At 34.3% G+C, this 20,824-nt stretch carries 16 protein-coding genes; 9 read left to right on the forward strand and 7 right to left on the reverse strand.

Features of this window, described 5'->3' with window-relative positions; all coding sequences use genetic code 11:
* The first annotated feature begins 3 nt into the window (after positions 1 to 3).
* From EV145_RS18015 to EV145_RS18030, 4 genes are all read left to right on the forward strand, one after another.
* Positions 4 to 3,924, forward strand: coding sequence for a DUF3883 domain-containing protein (locus EV145_RS18015; protein ID WP_133526581.1), 3,921 nt, complete (start codon positions 4 to 6; stop codon positions 3,922 to 3,924).
* Between the two features lie 83 nt (positions 3,925 to 4,007).
* Complete coding sequence (locus tag EV145_RS18020; protein ID WP_133526582.1) at positions 4,008 to 6,197, forward strand: CHAT domain-containing protein; 2,190 nt, start codon at positions 4,008 to 4,010, stop codon at positions 6,195 to 6,197.
* 45 nt (positions 6,198 to 6,242) lie between these two features.
* A complete protein-coding gene (locus tag EV145_RS18025; RefSeq protein ID WP_133526583.1) occupies positions 6,243 to 7,097 on the forward strand; it encodes a hypothetical protein in 855 nt (284 codons plus the stop codon).
* A gap of 3 nt (positions 7,098 to 7,100) precedes the next feature.
* Positions 7,101 to 7,571, forward strand: coding sequence for a hypothetical protein (locus tag EV145_RS18030; protein WP_133526584.1), 471 nt, complete (start codon positions 7,101 to 7,103; stop codon positions 7,569 to 7,571).
* Between the two features lie 17 nt (positions 7,572 to 7,588).
* Here the strand turns inward: EV145_RS18030 and EV145_RS18035 are convergent, their stop codons facing one another.
* Complete coding sequence (locus tag EV145_RS18035) at positions 7,589 to 8,710, reverse strand: DUF4238 domain-containing protein (protein WP_133526585.1); 1,122 nt, start codon at positions 8,708 to 8,710, stop codon at positions 7,589 to 7,591.
* A 225-nt stretch (positions 8,711 to 8,935) separates the two neighbouring features.
* Between EV145_RS18035 and EV145_RS18040 the strand changes: the two genes are divergently transcribed.
* From EV145_RS18040 to EV145_RS18050, 3 genes are all read left to right on the forward strand, one after another.
* Positions 8,936 to 10,426 carry a recombinase family protein gene (locus tag EV145_RS18040; RefSeq protein WP_133526586.1) on the forward strand — a complete coding sequence of 497 codons (1,491 nt, stop codon included), beginning with the start codon at positions 8,936 to 8,938 and terminating at the stop codon, positions 10,424 to 10,426.
* Entirely contained in the window at positions 10,413 to 10,577 is a 165-nt protein-coding gene (locus tag EV145_RS18045; RefSeq protein ID WP_133526587.1) for a PTS sugar transporter subunit IIBC, read from the forward strand. The genes EV145_RS18040 and EV145_RS18045 overlap by 14 nt, the downstream gene beginning before the upstream one ends.
* A gap of 406 nt (positions 10,578 to 10,983) precedes the next feature.
* Positions 10,984 to 11,325 (forward strand): helix-turn-helix domain-containing protein, encoded by a 342-nt coding sequence (locus EV145_RS18050; protein WP_166638483.1) that lies wholly within the window; start codon positions 10,984 to 10,986, stop codon positions 11,323 to 11,325.
* Between the two features lie 48 nt (positions 11,326 to 11,373).
* Here EV145_RS18050 and EV145_RS18055 read toward each other — a convergent pair whose 3' ends face one another.
* From EV145_RS18055 to mnmE, 3 genes are all read right to left on the reverse strand, one after another.
* Positions 11,374 to 12,516, reverse strand: coding sequence for a site-specific integrase (locus EV145_RS18055; protein ID WP_133526588.1), 1,143 nt, complete (start codon positions 12,514 to 12,516; stop codon positions 11,374 to 11,376).
* On the reverse strand, positions 12,513 to 13,076 hold the full coding sequence (locus tag EV145_RS18060) for a helix-turn-helix domain-containing protein (RefSeq protein ID WP_133526589.1): 564 nt from the start codon (positions 13,074 to 13,076) through the stop codon (positions 12,513 to 12,515). Before EV145_RS18060 ends, EV145_RS18055 begins: the two co-directional genes overlap by 4 nt.
* A gap of 232 nt (positions 13,077 to 13,308) precedes the next feature.
* The gene (gene mnmE, locus EV145_RS18065) at positions 13,309 to 14,709 is read right to left on the reverse strand and encodes a tRNA uridine-5-carboxymethylaminomethyl(34) synthesis GTPase MnmE (protein WP_133526590.1); all 1,401 of its coding nucleotides are present in this window, start codon (positions 14,707 to 14,709) and stop codon (positions 13,309 to 13,311) included.
* Between the two features lie 184 nt (positions 14,710 to 14,893).
* Here mnmE and EV145_RS18070 point away from each other — a divergent pair, with 184 nt between their 5' ends.
* On the forward strand, positions 14,894 to 15,730 hold the full coding sequence (locus tag EV145_RS18070; protein WP_133526591.1) for a universal stress protein: 837 nt from the start codon (positions 14,894 to 14,896) through the stop codon (positions 15,728 to 15,730).
* Positions 15,731 to 15,800: 70 nt separating this feature from the next.
* Positions 15,801 to 17,573, forward strand: a complete 1,773-nt coding sequence (locus EV145_RS18075; RefSeq protein ID WP_133526592.1) for a MutS-related protein — start codon at positions 15,801 to 15,803, stop codon at positions 17,571 to 17,573.
* A gap of 47 nt (positions 17,574 to 17,620) precedes the next feature.
* Here EV145_RS18075 and EV145_RS18080 read toward each other — a convergent pair whose 3' ends face one another.
* From EV145_RS18080 to EV145_RS18090, 3 genes are all read right to left on the reverse strand, one after another.
* Entirely contained in the window at positions 17,621 to 18,961 is a 1,341-nt protein-coding gene (locus EV145_RS18080; protein WP_133526593.1) for an amidohydrolase, read from the reverse strand.
* 77 nt (positions 18,962 to 19,038) lie between these two features.
* A complete protein-coding gene (locus EV145_RS18085) occupies positions 19,039 to 19,899 on the reverse strand; it encodes an AraC family transcriptional regulator (RefSeq protein WP_133526594.1) in 861 nt (286 codons plus the stop codon).
* Positions 19,900 to 19,926: 27 nt separating this feature from the next.
* Entirely contained in the window at positions 19,927 to 20,556 is a 630-nt protein-coding gene (locus tag EV145_RS18090) for a DsbA family protein (RefSeq protein WP_133526595.1), read from the reverse strand.
* Positions 20,557 to 20,824: the final 268 nt, after the last annotated feature.

The following is a 20,824-nucleotide window of genomic DNA, read 5'->3' on the forward strand; positions in this document are numbered from 1 at the left end:
TATTTGATTCTGAAAGATGCGACAGAACCGGTATTTGAATGCAGTGAAGACCTGAAGGTTGTTCCTAGAATGAATTCCAAACTATTTCTGTTTTATCCATTGGAGATTATCACGGGCTTTCCCTACATTATCCATAGTAATTTCAGTTGCAATCCCGAGAGGACCTCCATACGAGACACAAGGCTAAACAAGTTTATTTTTGACGAAATCTCAACCATGCAGACTGGCCAGCTGCTGGATTACCTGCTGGAGCAGGACTATAAGCTCAAACTGATAGACTATGTGTATTTTGAAAGGAGCAGTGATAAGCTGGAATACTTTTACAGGGTCTACACTACTAAACTCAGAAAAAGGAAATTCATCTGGATTGATGCAGCTCAATATTATGTGGAACCAAAAGAAATTATTTACTGTTCAAAAGAAATTTATGTTTTCCTGAAAGGTCATACTATCGAGGGCAGACATGTATTTACCTGTGAAGAAAAAATCAAAAAGTTTTTGGTAGATAATTTCAATATCAAAACATTGTCCAATGCAGACGTTTTAAAATATATAGAGAATGTTGCACAGAAAGAAGTACACAATCCTGCTTTTTTTGAAAAGCTTTATTCATTTTTAATCCGCAACAATATAAACAGTTATGAGAGGAAAATTCTTTTAGGCGGTAACAACGAACTTTATAGTAAGAAAGATGACATATTCAGTGCGGGGGGTAAAAACGCGATAAACATTCCTGAGGATATTTCAGGTCAGCTGATCTTGCTGCATCCAGAGATACAGATTAAGACGGAAGATGTGCTTAAAAGCGTGCGCTATATTGGGCTTAAGGAATACAGTCGTGCCGATCTGGTGGAGAAGGCCCTTACCTTATTTGATAACGAGCTTGTTGAAAACTACTCTATTCTCAGGTTTTTAATAGGACTTGAATCGCTTCAGCAGAGTACCAAAGATTCTATCTCCCGTAAAATTTATCTTCCGGTCAAAAATAAAATGGAATGGGTAATGCCGGTTTACAGCCCTGTTTACTTTGAATCTGAATCGCTAATGGAGATCTATCCTGAGGCCTCGTACGTCGATATAGAGAACTGTTTGGAGAAAATGCAAGGGCAGAGCGGGGAAAAATTATTGAGTTTCTTTGCCGAATGCGGTGTCTGGGATATACCGGCCGTTTACTTTTCTAAAGAAGCCATCGACACCACGTCGGATTCAAAAAGGACAAGGAAAATTAACATGAAGACAGGCAGGAGTGCTTATGGTTTTCGCATTTCAAATGACAGGATGCTGGATTTTCCGTCAAAGCCTAATTTTTTCTTTTTCAATTCTATTTATTCCAGCTGGTCTCGCTACGAGGCCAAAATTTCCACTATAGATGTACTGGATTTTAAAGTGCAATCTACACTCGCTTCGAGTACGGATTCGGTCAAACAATTTATGTCCCTGACCTCATTTACAAAGACTCTTCAGGAAAAGTCGTGGATTTTTCTGAGCCAGGATCAGCAGGCTCCATTACTAGTTAGAGATATAGTGGGACTCAACCGGCTTGATGCATTGAATGAAAAACATCTGGCAAATAGGCTGGATATTCTTGTTGGGGATTTTGACAAATACAGGAGTTTTATTGAAATACTCGAAATCAACCACTTTAACACTTACAGCAGAAGCAGTATCATTTCGATTTTAAATCTTACTGCATCAAAATACCAGCAAAAGGAAGACGAGCCTCTGGATGCGGATTTTAAACGTTTTTACCATGTCATTTTAAAATATCTTTTCAATACGTACACACAGATTGATAATTCGCAGAGAGAACTTTTATTCAGAGAGCTCAAAGGCACCAGCTTTTTATGCAGGAAGACTTGTGAGGGTAGCGAATTGATTTCCTGGCAGAAACCGGAGAATATTTATCATGTTGATGACCGCCTGAAATTTGATAATCTTCCAATTGAGGCAAAAGAGATGCTAGAATATTATTTTACCAAAAGCGACCGAAATGAAATAGGCAGGATTTTCAGCAGAATTGGCAGAAGGACATCTGCTGAAATAGCCGAATCAGTTCACATACCGGAGCATCAGCAGGAGTGCGTCCTTTTTGAAAAAGTACCTAATGCGGCTTATGTTATTATTGCGGCGGAAGACAAGATCGAAGGACATCTTAAAAATGAGACCTTTTCACTGCTCAAAGATTTAAAACTGCGAATCTGCCAGGAGGATTTAACCAAAGAAATCGGCCTGAATTCTGTACCAGAATTTAAAACTTTTCTGGAAATGAAGTTCTATTTTGATACTGATGTAAATTCCATTTATATTTCAAAGAAATACCTGCCCATTGCGGATCATAAAAGTCTTTTGGGTGAAATTTTGAACAGTGTGCTCTCGGAATATCTCGAGAAGGATCTTGGAATTAACAGGCTCATAAAGGACCTGTTCCATTCCAAAAAGAGCAAAACATTTGAAGAGGCACTCGAAGATATTGAATATGATAATGAACGGGTGCATGAAATTGAACTAATCCTGGAAGACAATGAAAAAACAGCTGAACAGGAATTCTGGTCTGCGGTATTATTTGCTAAAGGGGTGGAAGAATGTAATGAAAAGTCACTGCTGCTGTCTACGGAAAATTGCAGCGTTTTGGAAGAAAACCTCTCAGCGGATTCGGAGGTTATTTCAAAATGGTTTGAAAGGATGAACTATCTGAACTTAAACACTGCCGAAAATTTTGAACTGCTTAAAGAAATCATCCGCATTGAGGGGATTTCTTTTGAGGATATTAACCTGAGACTTCCAAAACCAATCAACTTTGGTTATTTAAGATCTCAGGAGTTTACTGCATACAGGAATAAAAATTTACCTTCTTTAAAATGGATGCTGTTCCAATATTTTAAAAATCAGGGAATTGAAAGCAGATCAAAGTTTTGTAATGCACTGATGGAGACTGAAAAGTTAGAACTTGAGAGCAGTGAGGGCGGCATTTTTGAATTTGAAGCGAGCATTGAACTGTTGCGTACACTTAATCACAAATACCCAAAATTGAGCCTGACCGCTGAAGAGCTGAATGAGGCGCAGCATGGTGTGCTCTGGAAAGAACTCTTGGGGTCACTGGCCGGTAAAAAGAGGCAGCTGAGAGCCATGCTGAAAGCGGAAGGTTTTAGCCTTGCACAGCTGGAAATGTTTATGACCCAAGAGCATTATAACAGCTTGCTTTATTTTGAAGAGTTCGAGGCCTTAAAGAATTTTTACGGCGGTTTGTATGGAAAACCTCATCAGCAGAGTGCGACAGAAGAGAATTTTAAAAAACCGCATTTTCCAGTTGTGGCAGAAGATCATTTGGAAATAGCGGACTGCATTATTGAAGAAAAACCACAGGACGGGTATGATGTACTGAGCCATGCCATGTATAAGATCAATACATATAGGGGATCAAGAGGCGGATGGGGGCAAGGTCGTACCAACCTTGTGGACCAGAATTACCTTAATTACATAGGGGAACAGGGCGAAAAGCTGTTATTTTTGAAATTATCGGCCGCTTATAACAGTAATGTCACATGGGTTTCGGAGAATGCGCCTTGCCTTGGTTTTGTACCGGACAAGGAAGCTGTAGGTTACGACATGCGGTATATAGATGAACACAACCAAACACATTATGTAGAGGTAAAAACCAGTACTGGAGAAGAGCCTGAATTCCATATTTCAATAAATGAGATCAGGGCGGCTCGAAAATATGGGGCACAATATCATGTGATTTGGATCACTAATCTCTTTGATATTCAAAAAAGGCAGTATATGGATTTAAAAAATATGTTTATAGATTTTAAAGCAGGAGAAGATTTTTTCCATAACAGTAAGTTCTACCCGGAACTGACCGGATTTAAGATTGTCTTCAGGACCCAAAAGCCCGCAGTGCTTGAAGTATCATTGCAACAGTAGAATCATTGACCACAGATCTATTTCATTTCCAGAGGATTTGTCTAGGATTGTTTAGGAAATATTTTTAATAAAGCACTACAGTAATGAGAATAAGAAATATAGAGCGTACCAACATTCTTTACATTGTATTAATTGACGAGTATGAGATGGAGCTGCCCTTTGTACCGCCAGCCAATGTAAACTTTAAGTCGCTTGATTTTTTAAAATTTCTTCCCAAGAACCTTTATCAGTTGTATGATCCAATATTTTATGCCGTTTCGGAGGTTAATTATTTAAACTATAATCCTTACACCGTTGCATTTTATAAAAGGTCTGATCGGGAGTTGGTCATAAAACTACTAGAGGAAACCCGGCAGGTAGCTGTAGTCCTGATAGAGGAAAACAGGGCAGAAGACCAGCAATTAAAGGAGATTGTTAAAGAGTTGGGATCTAAATTTGTTTATTTTTTAAATTTGGACCATGATAAGGATTTTTCTGGTACTTCATGCATTTTTGACTTGCTTAGCGAACTTACGCAAGATGAAGAGATTTACAAGCATTTCAATATAATACATGAAGAACCGAGGCTGTATTTGTCTACTGTTTATCAGGAGAATGAATTAAAATACCATACTAATTTCCTTCCGACCAAAACCAACTTCCTTACGTATAACAATTATTTAGGGAATTTCGGCTCTCCCGATGAAGTGACAGATAAGCAATTGACCAACATCAGGATCAAAGCAGCGAAAGAGCGGGATTCATTTAATCGGCTAAATTTATTTATCGATCAGAGCAAGGAGTTTGACAAGCTATTTTCAAAGCTTAAATTATTTGAAAATTTCGAACAGCAGCGCGGGCAGCTCAATCCAATTTTTTTCTGTCTTCCTTTTCATAATCCTGATGTTGCAGACTTTTACACAGATAAAAGCAGTCCGATATTTGGAAAGATTATGGAGGCTCTTCAGGTTGAACAGTCATCTAATTATGTTATAACAGTTAATGATATTGAGGAAAACCAAGTGTTTTACGGTACTGGAGGTAAATTGCTTCAAGAACGCCTAATATTTTTGGACAGTACGTGTTTTCTTTTGGCCAGCTTCAATTTAATGCCCTATATCCGCCTGCCTATAAAAGGAAAATCTTTGTACAGCGACTTATCTTTTATAAGTCCTAAACACTTTGATAAGTTTACAATTTTAAAGGAAAAGCTTAAAATAAGTGATACTTTGGGCAAAATAGGGGACAGCATTTCAGAATCTGTGTTAAGCGATGAATTTAGAACTTATTTAGCCGGCAGGAACTCGCAGATTATCTCTGTGACCGATCTGCCGTTTGAATGGCTTAGGATCGATAATATTCCTTTATCTTTTACCCATGACATTACCCGGATTCCCGAAACCAGTTTTAATAACCAGATTATATCCTTTGCGGTTAATTCGATGATGGACTTTAAGATTTCTGAAAACATCATTTCTAAGACATTGGTGGTGCTTGGAACGGATGACGATGAATTTATAAAGTGGCATTCCATACTGTACGAGATGTCAGAAAAACATAATTTCATTGTTGTTACGTGCGCATCCAATGATGAGTTTTTGGAGGTGCTTAGAAAGCACAATCCTGATTTTTTGATTATAGATACACATGGGGGCGTAAATAAGGAAACCAAAGAGACCTTTCTCCACATGGGCAGTGATGATCTTACCTATGAGTTTATTACTGCCAATAATATAGTGGTGCCGCTTGTGTTTTTGTCTGCCTGTGGGACAGCACCGATATACGGTACCTTTAATTCTATTGCAAATGCCTTTCTGCAGTGTGGCTCAAGATCGGTTACTTCCACCTATCTGCCGGTTGAAGCTGACAATGCCACAATGGCCTACTTAGCTATACTGAACAATTTAGATAAAGTGGCCAGGGAAGGAAGGTTTAAAAACTGGCTTGAATATATCTGTTACAGTAACCGTTCGACTTTTCTGCATAGGATATATGGTCCTATTTTGTTGGATGAACAAATTGATAAAGAGACTAAAAAAGAGTATTTTAAGCTGGCACAGGATATCTTGGTCTTTTCTAGAAGAAAACATGTTTTCAAAGCTGCGGAAAGATTATTGAAATCACTGCCTACAAGAAAGGCCAACATTTTAAAACCTAAAGCCTATGAATTTTTGTATTACACCAATATAGGACGAGGTGACCTAGTGCTTTTTAAAAAGCATGTTGAGGATTTTGAAAAATCAAATAATGTCTCAGGCGAAAGGGCTCTTTCCAGTAAATTTTCAGCAGGTTGAAATTAATAATATAGCAAGAATGTATTATCTTAGTAAAAAAGAATTATGATGAGCGTCAGAGAAAAAATAAAATCCGAAACGATTAATTCTAAAGGTTTTGCGGCGATTGGAGAATTAATGGAAAACTATGTTTATTTACAGCCTGCAGGTGTACATATCTCAAAAATATGGGTAGTAGAACGCAATGAGGAAAAGGTTAAGACCGTTAAGCGTCCGGCAAGTATTCAGGTAAAATTCAAGAGTGGTTACAGCGTGCCTATTAAAGGTGAATTAGCCAAAGATACGAAAAATCGTCTGCTGGGGAGGGTTTCCCGATCTTTGAAGCTGGGACCTTCTGTCAAAGTATATCCCAAAAGGAGTTTAATTGAATATTCCAAATCAATATACAATGAAAATGTCGGCATAAAGGGCGTAGTTAATGCAGAGTTTGAAGAAATATTCCTGCAAGGCAGCTACCATCTCAATACCAGAATTCCTTATATCAGTAATAAAAAACTTAACATATTACTGGAATCTGATTTAGTTTATAAATTTTTGGATTTTAAATCACCCTACAGCGATACAAAATTTTCGATTCTTTTCCAGCCGAGCCGCTATTTAGAGGAGGAAAAAGACTTATGGAAACTGGTCGTTATCTTAGGTGAAATTTTTTTTACCGAACAGTTGGCAGTCAATCACAATTTAGTAAATGAAAGGTTTGTAGTTGATTCATTTACCCGCTCGGGTCAGGTCTTTTATTTCAGTCCGAAAAACAGGAAAGTTTTTGCAACGTCAAATGAAAGGATTAAATACCGAAATGATGATCTGGAGAAGATCTCACTGATTTCAGTGCTGGAATTAGATAATGCCGATATTAATATGGTCGAAGAGGTTTTGGAAAAAGGGGATAGAAAATATTAGTCTATGAGTGAACCAACTAGAAGTTTATTAGATAGACTTGGCCCTGCTGTATTACCCTTTGAAAGATACAATAAAAATAACCCCAATATTCCAAAAACAGTTGCAGTTGGAGAAGATATACTCTTTAAAGCAGAACTGATTCCTGTACACAGTCCAGGACTTACTTCAGTTTTTACTGCCACTTTAGATAATTTAAGTAAAGAGACTCGTTATTTGTGGATTATAGATACTGAAGGAACGTTGTATATAATCATTGAAAGTACGCCTAACCCAATTGCGGAAAGAAAATGTGTTTGTCATAGTAATATGACTGGCGGGGGAGCTGCTCTACAGGGAGGTGAACTTTGGTTTTTAAATCCTGATTCTATTGTACTAAATTTCCGTTCGGGAAGATACGGTGCCGAAACGATTGAACATGAAGATGCGGTAATCGAATATTGGGAATTACGTGGTTTTAAGGTTGAACTGGAATAAGGTTTTTAATTTTATGCTTATTTAAAATTTTTCTCAATCGGTGTAACGGTATAGATATTATAAGTGTATGCCTTGTATTTTACATTTTTTCTATACTGATCTGAAATGGTATGTAGTTTAACTGTACAAGATTTTGAGATAAAATTTAATTTCTGAAGCGACAGTTTAATATTCAAGTCTGACACTCCCATTTCAATCATTTGCGCTGTAAGGTTATCGATACCTTTCGGAACTTTGATTTCATGCACATTGATAAAGTCATCATTGGCTTTTTTATACTTTTTCGATTTTTCTTGAAGAGTTCTGATATAATGCTCAGAAGCTTTGTGATTGAAATTAACAGTAGACTCGGAATTGAGAAATTGCAAGAGATTAAGCTGATCAATACTCTTTTTATCATCTATCAATACTATATGCTCTTTTTTATTTCCGAGTTTATAGATATCGGAATCATATACAGCTAACATATACGAATCATTTAGCGGCAAGAACAGCTGCAGTCCTTTTAATCCAAAATCTCTCTGGCTGCCAAATTTCCAGTTTCTTTTTTCTAAAAACTGATTATACATGACAAGCGGATTATCCGAAATAATAAAAGGATTTGAGGTTTTATTTTTAATGAGCTTATATTTTAGGTTTAAAAGATCAGGTACCAGCAGTTCTGCAGATTTTAGCGAATTCAGTTTTCCCCTGTCTGATTGTTGTCCCTGTAATCCAGGAATCATATCGGTAGAGATATTACCTTCGCTGATTTTAGACTTAGTATTTGGAAGTCTTTGCTCAAATTTTTTTAGAATTTTGAAATGAATAGGGTTTCGTAGATCCAAAATAATCAGGAAATGCAGCATTTTAGAATGATTAAGACTTTGTGGAATAGGCAGTTTTTCTCCTTCCCACATTTCTCTAAAGATTGGGGCAGAATCTGATTCGAGCTTTGCAAGCCACTCTTCAAGCTCGCCATCGCTCCCATAAAAATGTTTTCTGCCTAGATGCGAGGATATTTTTACATGACTTTTAAAAACATTCCTATTAGTCTCGAACATGCCGATGGTTTTTCCATTATTTTCAAAGGAGAAGAAACGCTGGAAAAATTGTGGTACGAAGTGCTGTATTTTCGGAATTTGTTTTTTTTGTGCCATTTTGCATTCTCTTTATAAAACAGAATAACTATTGTCATGTTTTGCTTAAATTTAGTAATTAAAAGCCGTGAATACAATATCATTAAAAAAATGCTATTGATTTTTAATGGGTTGTATATATTTTTATTATGTATAGCGTTTTACTAGAAGAACATGAGTACTTTTTTATTAATAAGTTCATGTATTAAAAATATTCAGTAGTGAATCTAACCAATACATTATTATATGAAGTCAGCCTATTTATACGTTCGTGTAAGTACGGACGAACAAAAAAGAAAAGGTTACTCCTTGCCAGAACAGGAGGACAGACTATTGAAGTATTGTAAATATTACGATATCGAAGTTAAGGGAATTTATCGCGAAGATTTCTCTGCAAAGAATTTCAATAGGCCAGAATGGAACCGATTATTTTCAGAAATCAAAAAGAAATCATCAGGAGAAGACAAAAATATACTATTTATTAAATGGGATCGATTCAGTCGTAATATTGAATATGCGTACGAAATGATTGGTAAGCTTCGGAGATATAAAACAACAGCGAAGGCTATTGATCAGCCAATCGATTTCTCTGTACCGGAAAGTACAGTTATGCTAGCTGTATATTTAGCTGTACCGGAAGCAGAAAATACCCGGAGAGCTCAAAACACTTCAAACGGCATTCGTCGAGCGAAGTTGATGGGTAGATATCCTAGTAAGGCACCATTAGGATTTATCAATTTGACATCAATGGATGGTAAAAAAGGTATCGCTCCTAAAGAGCCTGAAGCCGAAATTATAAAATGGGCTTTTTATCAAGTTGCAAAAAATGATCATAAAATAACTGAAATCATCAAAATAGCTAATGATAAAGGTTTAATATGTTCAAGGTCACACTTTTTCAGGATTTTGCACAACCCAGTTTATTGTGGGCTTATACCAGTCAAACTTGACTCTAGTGAAGAGCAGATGGTAAAAGGATTACACGAACCTTTAATCGCAGAGTCTTTATTTAATCAGGTTCAGTCTGTTATTAATACAAAGAGAAGAACTACTGCTAAAAGAAATGATTTACAATCATTATTTTTTCTTAGAGGTTTTTTAACATGTCCTGTTTGTGATCGAAAACTTAGCGGTAGTGTTTCAAAAGGAAGATCAAAAAAATATCCATATTATCATTGTCATTATGGTTGTAAAACAAGGATAGATGCGGTCTTTCTTAATGATTGTTATCAAAATAAACTTCAACAATTAATACTCTCAAATAATACAATTGAATTATTTAAGAACATTTTAGAAGACCAGAATATAAAGACACAGAAAGCAAGTTATTTATACGCTCAAAAAGTATTAGAGAGGAAAATAAAAGAGGAGGGAGTGACCCTTTCTCGAGGCAGAAAATTATTTATAGCCGGAATATTAAAAATTGATGACTACAATGAATTAAAAAAAGAGAATCAAGTCAGTACCAAAAATCTTAAAAAGGAAGCATGTGATATTGTTGTTAAATTAAAAGCTATTGATAAAAAAAATCAAGTAGAAGAGAAAGCGTTAGTCGAAATCTTTCAAAGATTTTCTGAGTTTGATGTCTCAGACAAAAGGCATCTTGTAAATCTTATTCCACCGACTGATATTGATTTTAAAACAGGTGCACTTTCTTTAAATGTAAATCAAGCTTTTTTAAAAATACTATCAAAAAAAAGTAACCGAAAAACCAATAAAAAAAATGAACTTCATTGAGAAGAATGTTTCAGTAGAAAAAGCCGTTATTATTCTTTCCAAAAACGGTATTCAGGTAGATGAGAAGGAGGCCAAAATTATTTTGGAATTACTATATTTAGTATCAAAAAATTACGATAAAACAAAAGAGAAAAAAATCCTATATCCTTAACGGGACTTCGAACCATCGTTCAGCTTCGATTAAATCTGTAATAAAGCCACTTTTAGACTGTTTATTTCAAACAGACTAAAGATTCCTTGTAAAAAATTCGAACCATAAAATATCAGGTCGTAAAGGCTTGAAAAATCTACAAATTTGTGTATAAAAAAAGAGACAACTATTATATAGTTGTCTCCTTAAGTGACGCTACGATACAAATTCCAAACCACCTATTTTTGGAGGACTTAAAACGAATTTTAAGTGTGAATACACCGAATTATAATGTATTTGAATACAGTACTTTAAGTGTAGCTGCTTAATTTATTACTTTCATTTATAAAACAAATGATATTCACAAAAATTAAGAAATTAATATGATGTAAAAAGAAATTTTTCATCTATAAAATAAATGCACGCTATGAAACCATATAAATTTGAAGATTTACCTGATATTATTGGTGAGCTACTTACAAGAATTGACAGTATTGAAAAACTTTTACAAGAAAATAAATTAAATGCGGTAGCAGCTAATGATGAATTACTTACTATTTCTGAAGCAGCAATATTGTTAAAATTGTCTGTGGCTACAATTTATACTAAAGTTTGTAAAAATGAGATTCCAGCCAATAAACAGGGCAAGCGTCTCTATTTCTATCGTGGAGAGCTACTAAATTGGATAAAATCGGGTCGAATTAAAACTATTTCCGAGATACAGAAGGAAACCGAATTGAAATTTAATTCGAGTAAACCATTTAAATAAACAAGAAAGACGTCTTCCAAAAAGATGTCTTTCTTGTTTAACAATATTCTATTTCAAGCTTATTTTCAGCGATGCTTCTCTTTTCTTCTCATCAATTATTTTCGTGTAAATTTGGGTAGTTTTCACACTTTTATGACCAAGCATTTTTGAAATGGTAAAAATGTCTGTTCCAGAGAAAATTTGCAATGTAGCATAAGTGTGCCGAAAACAATGAAAAGTTATGTGTTTTGTAATTCCGGCCTGGGCAACCCAGACTGGCAAAACTCTATCGACATCCCATTTTTTCAGACCCCCGAAGACTTGGTCATTATCATTTGTTCTTTCACCAAGTACTTCATATGCCTCGTCTGATATTGGCATAGTCTGCAAGCCTTCAGTTTTCTTTTGTTTAAACCTGATATAATGTCCATCATCTTCTCTATATTGAAGTTCTGACCACGTTAATTTAGCTATATCTGAATATCTAATTCCTGTAAGGGTCGAAAACATTGAAATTTTATAGACAATATTTTTAGAACAAGGTGTTGCAAATAATTTTTTAGCTTCATTTAAAGTTAGAAAATTTCGCTGTGACTCCTGCTCTTTGATAGAATCTATTCCAGCATTAATATCAGTTCGAAGTTTCCCTTCTTTATATGCTCTTTTGAGTGTAGTTTTTAGTTTATTGTGATAGGAGAGGGCTGTATTTCGTGCCAGAGTATTTCCGGTTTCTCTTCTGTTTTTGGCCTTTAATAAATATTCTTTGTAATCTTCCATCAAAGTCACTGTTATATCTTTAAAACAAACATCTCCTCCTGAAAGAAAGTTTTCAAAATGAATTATAGCGCTACACCAAATTTGATGATTCTTCCCCACTTTTTTATCTGCCAAATTTTTAAAATAATCTAAAAAAGAACCACGTGCAATTCTCTGAATTTCCAGTTGTTCTTTTTCAAACTCACTATATACATCGTGCTTTCGCATTTCGTTTTGTCTTCGAATTTGAATAAGCTCAGCTGTGTGCAGGTTTTCAATATTTGAAATTTTTTGAATTTGATTTTTTGGACGTTCATATAAATACAGCTTTAAGAATTCACGTCTGGTGTACTTATTAGTTTCTGTATTTAGTATTGGCGGATAAAAATCTAGATATAGTGATATCATTCCATTTGCCAAAAGTTTTTTTCTCAATCTTACATTTCCCTTTTTCATTTTTCTCTTACATTAAAAATAATATCAATATCTTTCTTCGCAACATAATTAAACTTTCCTACGGAATATTTGGCTATTCCCTGACGCTGAATAAGCATATACAGAGCTCCCGGCGATATACCAAATTTCTGCTGTATCTGGGTAATAGTGTAACAGTTCTCTAATCCAGGGAATTCCTGTACCGGTCGAAGCAAAGATTGCTCTAGCGGCATGGAAAAGAAAGTATCCATATCGCATTTGCGAATAACTGTTCTGGCTCCAAATTTTGCTATATCAAGCTCTCCCCTGGAAATGATTCTGTAAATTGTCCTTCTGCTAATTCCAAACAAAAGGCTGGCCTGATTAACGCTCAGAAAATCTTTTGTTTTTACAGCTTCAAGATGTGGTTGTCGTGCAATTTCTGTCTGCCGGTTGCTTTCATCAATTTTCGACTTTCTTGTCCTTGCTTTGTAGGCTCTGCTACTGCATTTCAGCGAGCAATACTGTGTTTTTGTTGTCTTGGCTACGAACTCATTTTGGCAGAATTCACAGATGCGGGTAATCTTAATGTTTGTACTCATAGAAATGTGACTTTAAGTGTCCCACTGTGACTATGTGTGTCTACGCGTGCCATAATTTGGCCAAAAAAAAATATTATTTGTACCTCACATTCTCGAGGTACAAATAAGGTACAAATTTAATCAAAACATCACATAATATCCAAAAGAAAAAGGAATTAAAAAACGAGTTAAAGTATTGTTTATTAATACTTTAACTCGTTTGTTTATTGTTGTTTTGCGTTATTTTGTCCTGCTATTTTCCGATGCAGAAATTAGCAAAAATATTCCCTAACAATTCGTCATTGCTGACTTGACCAGTGATCAACCCGAATTGATATAAAGCTTCGCGGATATCCAGTGCCATTAAATCGCTTGAAAGATTGGTTTCAAGGCCAAATTTTACTTTTTGTATTTCATCTAAAGCTTTTAATAATGAATCATAATGTCTTGTATTCGTTACAATTGTTTCGTTATTACGCAAAGCTCCTGTATTTACAAAAGAAAGTAATTCATTCTTTAAATCATCGACTCCAATTTTCTCTTTAGCTGAAATTAAAAGCAGTTTTGCATTCAGATTTTCAAGTTTAGATGTAATGTTTGAGACTTCATCAGCAGACAATATATCTTTTTTGTTTACAACAATTAATAAAGGTTTTAGTGGATATTTATTTTTTATTTGTTCAATTTCAGAAACAAACTCAGAACTTGAGATTTGAAACTTTAAGCCATCAAACAAATAAATGACAACTTGTGCCTGATCGATTTTTTCGAAAGTTTTTTTGATTCCGATGCTTTCTACAACATCTTTTGTTTCACGGATTCCTGCAGTATCGATAAATCTGAAACCAATGCCACCAATTACCAATTCATCTTCAATTGTATCACGTGTTGTTCCTGCAATGTCAGAAACAATGGCACGTTCTTCATTCAATAAAGCATTTAATAAAGTCGATTTTCCAACATTTGGTTCGCCAACAATAGCAACTGGAATACCATTTTTGATTACGTTTCCTACTGCAAAAGAGTCTATTAATCGTTTTAAAACAAACTCAATTCGGTTTAATAATTCATGAAATTGTGTGCGGTCGGCAAATTCTACGTCTTCTTCTGCAAAATCTAATTCTAATTCAATTAACGAGGCAAAATTTAAAAGTTCTTCACGAAGTTTAGCAATTTCATTACTGAAACCACCTCGCATTTGCTGCATCGCAATTTGGTGAGATGCTTCATTATCTGACGAAATCAAATCGGCAACAGCTTCGGCTTGAGATAAATCTAATTTTCCGTTAAGAAAAGCACGTAGTGTAAATTCACCAGGATCAGCCATTCTGCAGCCTTTTCTCAATAATAATTGAATAATCTGCTGTTGAATATAAGTAGAACCGTGACAAGAAATCTCAATAGTATTTTCGCCTGTATATGAATTTGGTCCTTTAAAAATAGAAACTAAAACTTCATCAAGTGTTTTTTCATTATCTATAATATGCCCTAAGTGCAGTGTATGAGTTTTCTGTTTCGTTAAATCTTTATTTTTAATGGATTTAAAAACGGAATTTCCAATTGTAATTGCTTCAGTGCCTGAAATACGAATGACAGCAATAGCTCCAGCGCCTGATGGCGTAGCTAATGCAACTATAGAATCTTGATTTATCATAATGCAAAGGTATAAAAAATGCAATAAAATTGCGTTACCTAACTAAAGCCGAAATTTGAAATATTCTCTTGTTTAAATTGGTTGTTTTTAGATTTTTTCAAATGTTAAAATACTGATAATTATCAGGTTGTTTTGTTTTTATAATGATTAAATTTGAGAGAACAATACACTAATCCTATACAAAATGAAAAAGATATTATTTCCCACAGATTTTTCTGAAGCAGCTACAAATGCGTTTGTTCATGCGTTAGAATTTGCTAAAATTGTCAACGCCGAACTTGTTTTACTTCATACTTTTGAGATTCCGGTGTATGACAGCCAATTTTTCCCAGAAAATTATGCGTCGATTTACAGTTCTATTGAATTAGCTAAGTTCGAAATGTTTAAAGATGAAATTCCGAAATTGAGAGCTATTGCAGCAGAGAGAAAATTAGAAGATATTATCATTAAACATCGTTTGATGGATGGTGATTTGGTTTTTAATTTGAAAAATGCTGTTGAAGAGGATCATATAGATTTTGTAATTATGGGTACCACAGGAGCGTCTGACTGGACGAAATTTTTTACTGGATCCAATACAAATTCGATAATTTCTGAGGTTAATGTCCCTGTTTTATGTGTTCCTGTTGATGCCAAGTATAAAAAAGTCAAAATCATCGGTTTTACAACGAGATATCGCGAAAAAGATAAAAGTGTACTTCGCAGAATTCTAAAAATTGCAAAAAAGACTGATGCGAAAGTTAAAAGTTTATATGTAAAAACTTCAAATTCTGATGTTTCAGAAATGACAATTAAAGAATGGGAGCAAGAATTTGCTGCTGAAAATGTTGAATTTTTGGTTCTGCCGAGTGATGAAGTAAAAGAGACCATTCTTGATTTTATTCTTTATAAAGACATTGATATTCTGACTACTATAACGCATAAAAGATCTTTCTTTGAAAGTATTTTTGAATCAAGTTTTTCAAAAAAAATCACTAAAGAAGTTTCTGTGCCTGTTTTAGTCATGCATGAAAAGGATTAAAAAGTTAACTTATTTAAATAGCAGTTTTGAAAGTGTAAAATCTATATTTGTACTTCAATAAAATTTTAAAATGGAAGTATATCAAAATAAAGTCACACACTTTTCAGGTGTTTATAATAAAATCAACAAAAGATACAACAGTATCAGTATTTTACGTTTGTTAGCGGTTTTTCTTTGTTTGTTTATGCTGTTTTATTACATCAAAACCAATGATTCACTCTACGTTATACTGGCTTTTTTGTCTTTTGTTGGTTTTATTTTTTTGATGAGAATCCACACTAAATTATCTTTTCAAAAACAGCTTACTACAGCACTTTTAAAAATCAACGAAAATGAAATTTCGTATTTGAAAAGAGAAAAAACACCTTTTGAAAACGGAATAGAATTCAACGATTTCCATCATCCGTATGCATACGATCTGGATATTTTTGGCGATCATTCGTTATTCCAAAATTTAAATCGAACTGCCACATTTATAGGCAAAAAAACATTAGCAAATCAATTGCTGCATCTTTTTCCAAATGATGTTATTGTAGAAAATCAAAAAGCTATTGACGAACTTAAAACTAAAATAGATTGGCGTCAGGATTTCCTAGCATTAGCTACTGTCAGTTCTGACAGTAAATCTTCATATGATTCTATAATTCATTGGAATTCATTTAAAAACAACTCATTACCTAAAGTTTTAGTTTTGCTTTCATTTGTAATACCTTCTTTGTTTTTTGGAATGTTACTCGCTTATTTTATTACTTCAAAGACGATTTTATTATCTTATCTTACTTATGTTTTTATTGCGAATATGATCGTTTTGGGAAAGTCATTTAAAAGAATTCAGTCAGAAATTGCAAAAGCAGATAATATTGATAAAATAATAAAACAGTACAGTTTATTAGTTCAAAAAATTGAAACCGAGAATTTTACTTCTAAAAAATTAACTGATTTGCAGCAACAGCTTGTATTTAAGAATGCAACTGCAAGCGTACATTTAAAACAGCTTTCGGAGTTATTTTCACGAATGGATACCATTAGTAACTTGGTTACTGCTTTAGTTTTTAACGGAACTTTTTTGTTTAATCTTCACGTTTTGAGAGCACTTTTAAAATGGAAAGAAGATTACTCTGAAGAGCTGGAAAAATGGATTGCTATTATTGGAGAATTTGAGACTTTAAATAGTTTGGCAAATTTGGCATATAATAATCCTGATTTTGTTTTCCCAGAAATCAATTCTGAATATAAAATTGGTTTTTCAGATCTAAGTCATCCGTTGTTAAGTCCGGCTACTAGGGTAGGGAATGACACTCATTTTTATCCAGAATCTTTTATGATTTTAACGGGTTCTAATATGTCCGGAAAAAGTACTTTTTTAAGAAGTTTAGGAATTAATATGGTTTTAGGCGGAATTGGCTCAGTTGTTTGTGCTTCAAAAGCTAATATTCATCCACTTCCAGTTTTAGTTTCAATGCGATTATCGGATTCTTTAGCGGATAGCGAATCCTACTTTTTTGCAGAAATTAAGCGTCTAAAACAAATTATGGATGCATTAGAAGATAAACCAGCTTTTGTTTTATTAGATGAAATTTTAAGAGGGACAAATTCTGATGACAAACGCAATGGAACTATCGAAGTCGTAAAAAAGATTATTGGAAAAAATGCGATTGGAGCAATTGCAACTCATGATATTGAAGTCTGCCTTACAACAAATGAATTTCCTGATATTTTGACGAATCAATGTTTTGAAGTCGAAATTCAAAATAACGAACTTCATTTTGATTATAAATTGAGAAACGGAATTTGTAAAAATAAAAGCGCCACTTTCTTAATGCAGAAAATGGGAGTTATTTAAGAAAAAAGCCTAAAGAAATATTATTTTTTTTTAGGCTTTTTTTTTTGCTAAACAATATTTCCGTTATGTATAAGCATTCGTATAGGTGACATTCTTGAAACAGCTTCAGCAGAGCAAGTTGCGTCTATAAAAACCAAATCGGCTTTGTCTCCTGTTTTTGGCCATTGCTGTGTACCTTTATCGTCTAGCGGAATTGGGCCTGCTGTTGCTAATTTCAACATTCTGGATAATCCAAATTCAGTAGCTTGTCCATATAATTGTGCAGCAAGATTTGCTTTCTGCAAAACACTTCCTGTTCCAAATGTATTCCAATGATCTATAATGCTGTCGTTGCCGGTCATGACATTTACGCCATATTTCATTAAAGTAGGAATTGGCATAATTAAGTTTCCAAAAGGTACCGTCGAAACAATTCCTATTTGAGCATTGCTTAGTTTTTCTGCCATTTCTTCCTGTCTGGTTTTATCTAATTTTCCGAGAGCGAAACAATGACTTAGAAATGTTTTCCCTTTTAAATTAGTATTTTCATTTACTTTTGCAATTAAATAATCTATAGTTTTTACTCCAGATTCTCCAGATTCATGCAAATGAATATCAATTCCTTTATTATTGTCTAATGCTAATTGTACCGTAAAATCAATCGTTTTTTCGATGGCGCCATCAATAGAAAAAGGGTCAAGGCCACCAATAAAATCAATATCCATTTTGGCTGCTTCTTTTAAATAGGGAACAGAATCGGTATAGAAAACACCATGCTGAGGAAAAGCAACTAATTCTGCGCCAAAAGTATTTTTCTTGTTTTCTAAAGCTTTTTGAAGATTTTTTAAAGACTGAAGTTTTGAAGTTGGTTCAATGTTTACGTGACTGCGCGCAAATGAAGTTCCATGAGATTGTAAAAGCGCAATTAATTTTTCGGCTTTTTGTGTTGACGTTTTCAGCATTTCAGGTAAAATTTGCTGTTCCAGCGCAATCATTCCTTTTACGCCGCCTGTTCTCTTTTTTACCGCATGCCAATCGTCATAAAAAGTTTTATCTAAATGAATATGCATATCGCGAAATGCTGGAAGCATCAAAAAGCCTTTTGCGTCAATAACTGAAGCGTTGGGTTTGTTGGGCGAAATAGCTTTTATTTTTCCGTCGCTTATTTCAATGCAAAACAATTCTGTTTTAGTGCGAACAACTTCTCCTTCGTCATATTCAAAACCAGTTTCTAACCTGACATTTTTTAAAGTATAATTTTTTCCGATTAGAGTTTTTATTTCCGAATCGGTTTCAGTTTTTGTAGAAGCTGTTGCCGTATTTAGGAAACTTGAACCAACTGCCAGTCCAGCAACTCCAAATACTGAATTTCTTAAAAAATCTTTGCGGGTTATATTTGAGTTTTTCATACAGATTAATTGTTTGTACAAAAATAGAATTCACATATTTAACAAACGTGAAAAATTTATCCCAAGGCTTGAAAGATTTATAACTGCTCGCGAAAATTAGTTGGCGTATTTCCGGTTTGGTTTTTAAAGAAGTTCGAAAAATAGGCATGATCTACAAAACCTAATTCAAAGGCAATTTCTTTAACAGAAAGCGTTGTCGCTTTAAGATGTCGTTTAGATTCCAGAATAATTCGTTGCTGAATTAATTGTGTGGCCGAAATTTTTAAATATTTTCGACAGAGGATATTTAGATAATTTGCTGAAACATGGAGTTTTGAAGCATAAAAAGAAACCAGTTTTTCTTCTTTAAAATAAATATCGATCAGTTCTTGAAACTTTGCAATTCGGGGCTCTGACTGGTATATATCATGATCAGCAAATATTTTTGCCGCTTCTTTGCTTATAATTGAAGCGATTACTGCGGTACGGTAGCTAATTAATTTCTGAAGGAAGTCTGTGCTTTCTAATTCGTTTTTAATTGCCAAAAATTCGTACTGCAAAAGGTTGTACGATTCCTGATTGAGCGGTATAACGGGATGATTGTGGTATTGGGCAAATGAAAATCGGAAACTCGATGAAAAGCTTTCAAAAAAATCTCTGTCAATCATTAATTGATAACCGGTCGTGTCTGGCTCGATATTCCATTTATGAACTTGTCCTGGAAAAAGTAAATGAATTTGCTTATTACTTATTTTGTAATCGATAAAGTCAATATTATGAACGCCTTTTGCTTGATCAAAAAGCACGATAATAAAAAAATCATGCTGATGCGGTTTGTGAATATGGCGCTCTCCATGCAATTCATTAAATATAAGCTGATCAGAATCTCTGTCTTGATTTGTTCTGAATTCCCTAAGACCAAGAAGCGGAATATTTTGATCTGTTTTTTTAGCTGACATTATATTTGTTTAGGACAAGGCTCAAAATTATTTCAGCACCTCATTTAGAGTATTTACAAAAGCTTCAACAGGTTGAGCGCCAGAGATAGCATATTTTCGGTCAAAAACAAAAAACGGAACGCCTTGAACTCCTATTTCTTGTGCTTCTGTAATATCGCGCTCCACATCTTTCAAAAATAAATTCTCGTTTTGCAGTACTTCTAAAATTTCATTTTTATCTAAACCAGCTTTTTCTCCTAATTCTATTAATGTTGGGCCGTCATTCAAATCACGTCCTTCGGTAAAATAAGCTTTGAAGAAAATTTCTTCCATTTCATCGCCTAATTTTTTTGTCTTAGCCAATTGAATAATTCGATGTGCTTCTAAAGAATTTGAAATAACAGCTTTGTCAAAGTTATAGTCTAAACCAACGCTTTTTGCGCGTTCTGCGACGCCTTTATGCATTTCCTTAGATTGTTCAAGCGACATGCCTTTTCTTTCGGCTAAAAACGTATAAACATCTTTCCCTGATTGTGGTGTAATTGTTGGATCAAGCTGAAAGCTTTTCCATTCGATTTCAAATTGATTTTCTGGAAATTTTGCTAAAGCAGTTTCCAATTGTCTTTTTCCGATATAACAAAACGGACACATAATGTCCGACCAAATTTCTATTTTCATATTACAAAGTTAAAGAAAATTTGTTTCAGGTTTAAAGTTTCAGGTTTCCGGTGAGATTTAACCGCAAAGCACGCAAAGTTTTTTCATTAAGATTGTGCTTCAAACGCAAAGTTCGCAAAGCTTTATCTAAAACTTTGCGAACTTTGCGTAATCCTTAGCGCCCTTTGCGGTTAAACTCGCAAACCTGAAACCTGAAACAAAATTCACCTCAAATAAAAAACCGCAAATCTTAAAAAAAGAATTGCGGTTTCTAGGTATAAAAAATGGT

The organism is Flavobacterium sp. 245 (assembly GCF_004362055.1).
Lineage (GTDB): Bacteria > Bacteroidota > Bacteroidia > Flavobacteriales > Flavobacteriaceae > Flavobacterium.

Excerpts from the sequence above, each read along its gene's own strand:
- EV145_RS18020 (WP_133526582.1), top strand. The coding sequence starts at position 4,008 with ATGAGAATAAGAAATATAGAGCGTACCAACATTCTTTACATTGTATTA.
- EV145_RS18025 (WP_133526583.1), top strand. The coding sequence starts at position 6,243 with ATGATGAGCGTCAGAGAAAAAATAAAATCCGAAACGATTAATTCTAAA.
- EV145_RS18030 (WP_133526584.1), top strand. The coding sequence starts at position 7,101 with ATGAGTGAACCAACTAGAAGTTTATTAGATAGACTTGGCCCTGCTGTA.
- EV145_RS18035 (WP_133526585.1), bottom strand. The coding sequence starts at position 8,710 with ATGGCACAAAAAAAACAAATTCCGAAAATACAGCACTTCGTACCACAA.
- EV145_RS18040 (WP_133526586.1), top strand. The coding sequence starts at position 8,936 with ATGAAGTCAGCCTATTTATACGTTCGTGTAAGTACGGACGAACAAAAA.
- EV145_RS18045 (WP_133526587.1), top strand. The coding sequence starts at position 10,413 with ATGAACTTCATTGAGAAGAATGTTTCAGTAGAAAAAGCCGTTATTATT.
- EV145_RS18050 (WP_166638483.1), top strand. The coding sequence starts at position 10,984 with ATGAAACCATATAAATTTGAAGATTTACCTGATATTATTGGTGAGCTA.
- EV145_RS18055 (WP_133526588.1), bottom strand. The coding sequence starts at position 12,516 with ATGAAAAAGGGAAATGTAAGATTGAGAAAAAAACTTTTGGCAAATGGA.
- EV145_RS18060 (WP_133526589.1), bottom strand. The coding sequence starts at position 13,076 with ATGAGTACAAACATTAAGATTACCCGCATCTGTGAATTCTGCCAAAAT.
- mnmE (WP_133526590.1), bottom strand. The coding sequence starts at position 14,709 with ATGATAAATCAAGATTCTATAGTTGCATTAGCTACGCCATCAGGCGCT.
- EV145_RS18070 (WP_133526591.1), top strand. The coding sequence starts at position 14,894 with ATGAAAAAGATATTATTTCCCACAGATTTTTCTGAAGCAGCTACAAAT.
- EV145_RS18075 (WP_133526592.1), top strand. The coding sequence starts at position 15,801 with ATGGAAGTATATCAAAATAAAGTCACACACTTTTCAGGTGTTTATAAT.
- EV145_RS18080 (WP_133526593.1), bottom strand. The coding sequence starts at position 18,961 with ATGAAAAACTCAAATATAACCCGCAAAGATTTTTTAAGAAATTCAGTA.
- EV145_RS18085 (WP_133526594.1), bottom strand. The coding sequence starts at position 19,899 with ATGTCAGCTAAAAAAACAGATCAAAATATTCCGCTTCTTGGTCTTAGG.
- EV145_RS18090 (WP_133526595.1), bottom strand. The coding sequence starts at position 20,556 with ATGAAAATAGAAATTTGGTCGGACATTATGTGTCCGTTTTGTTATATC.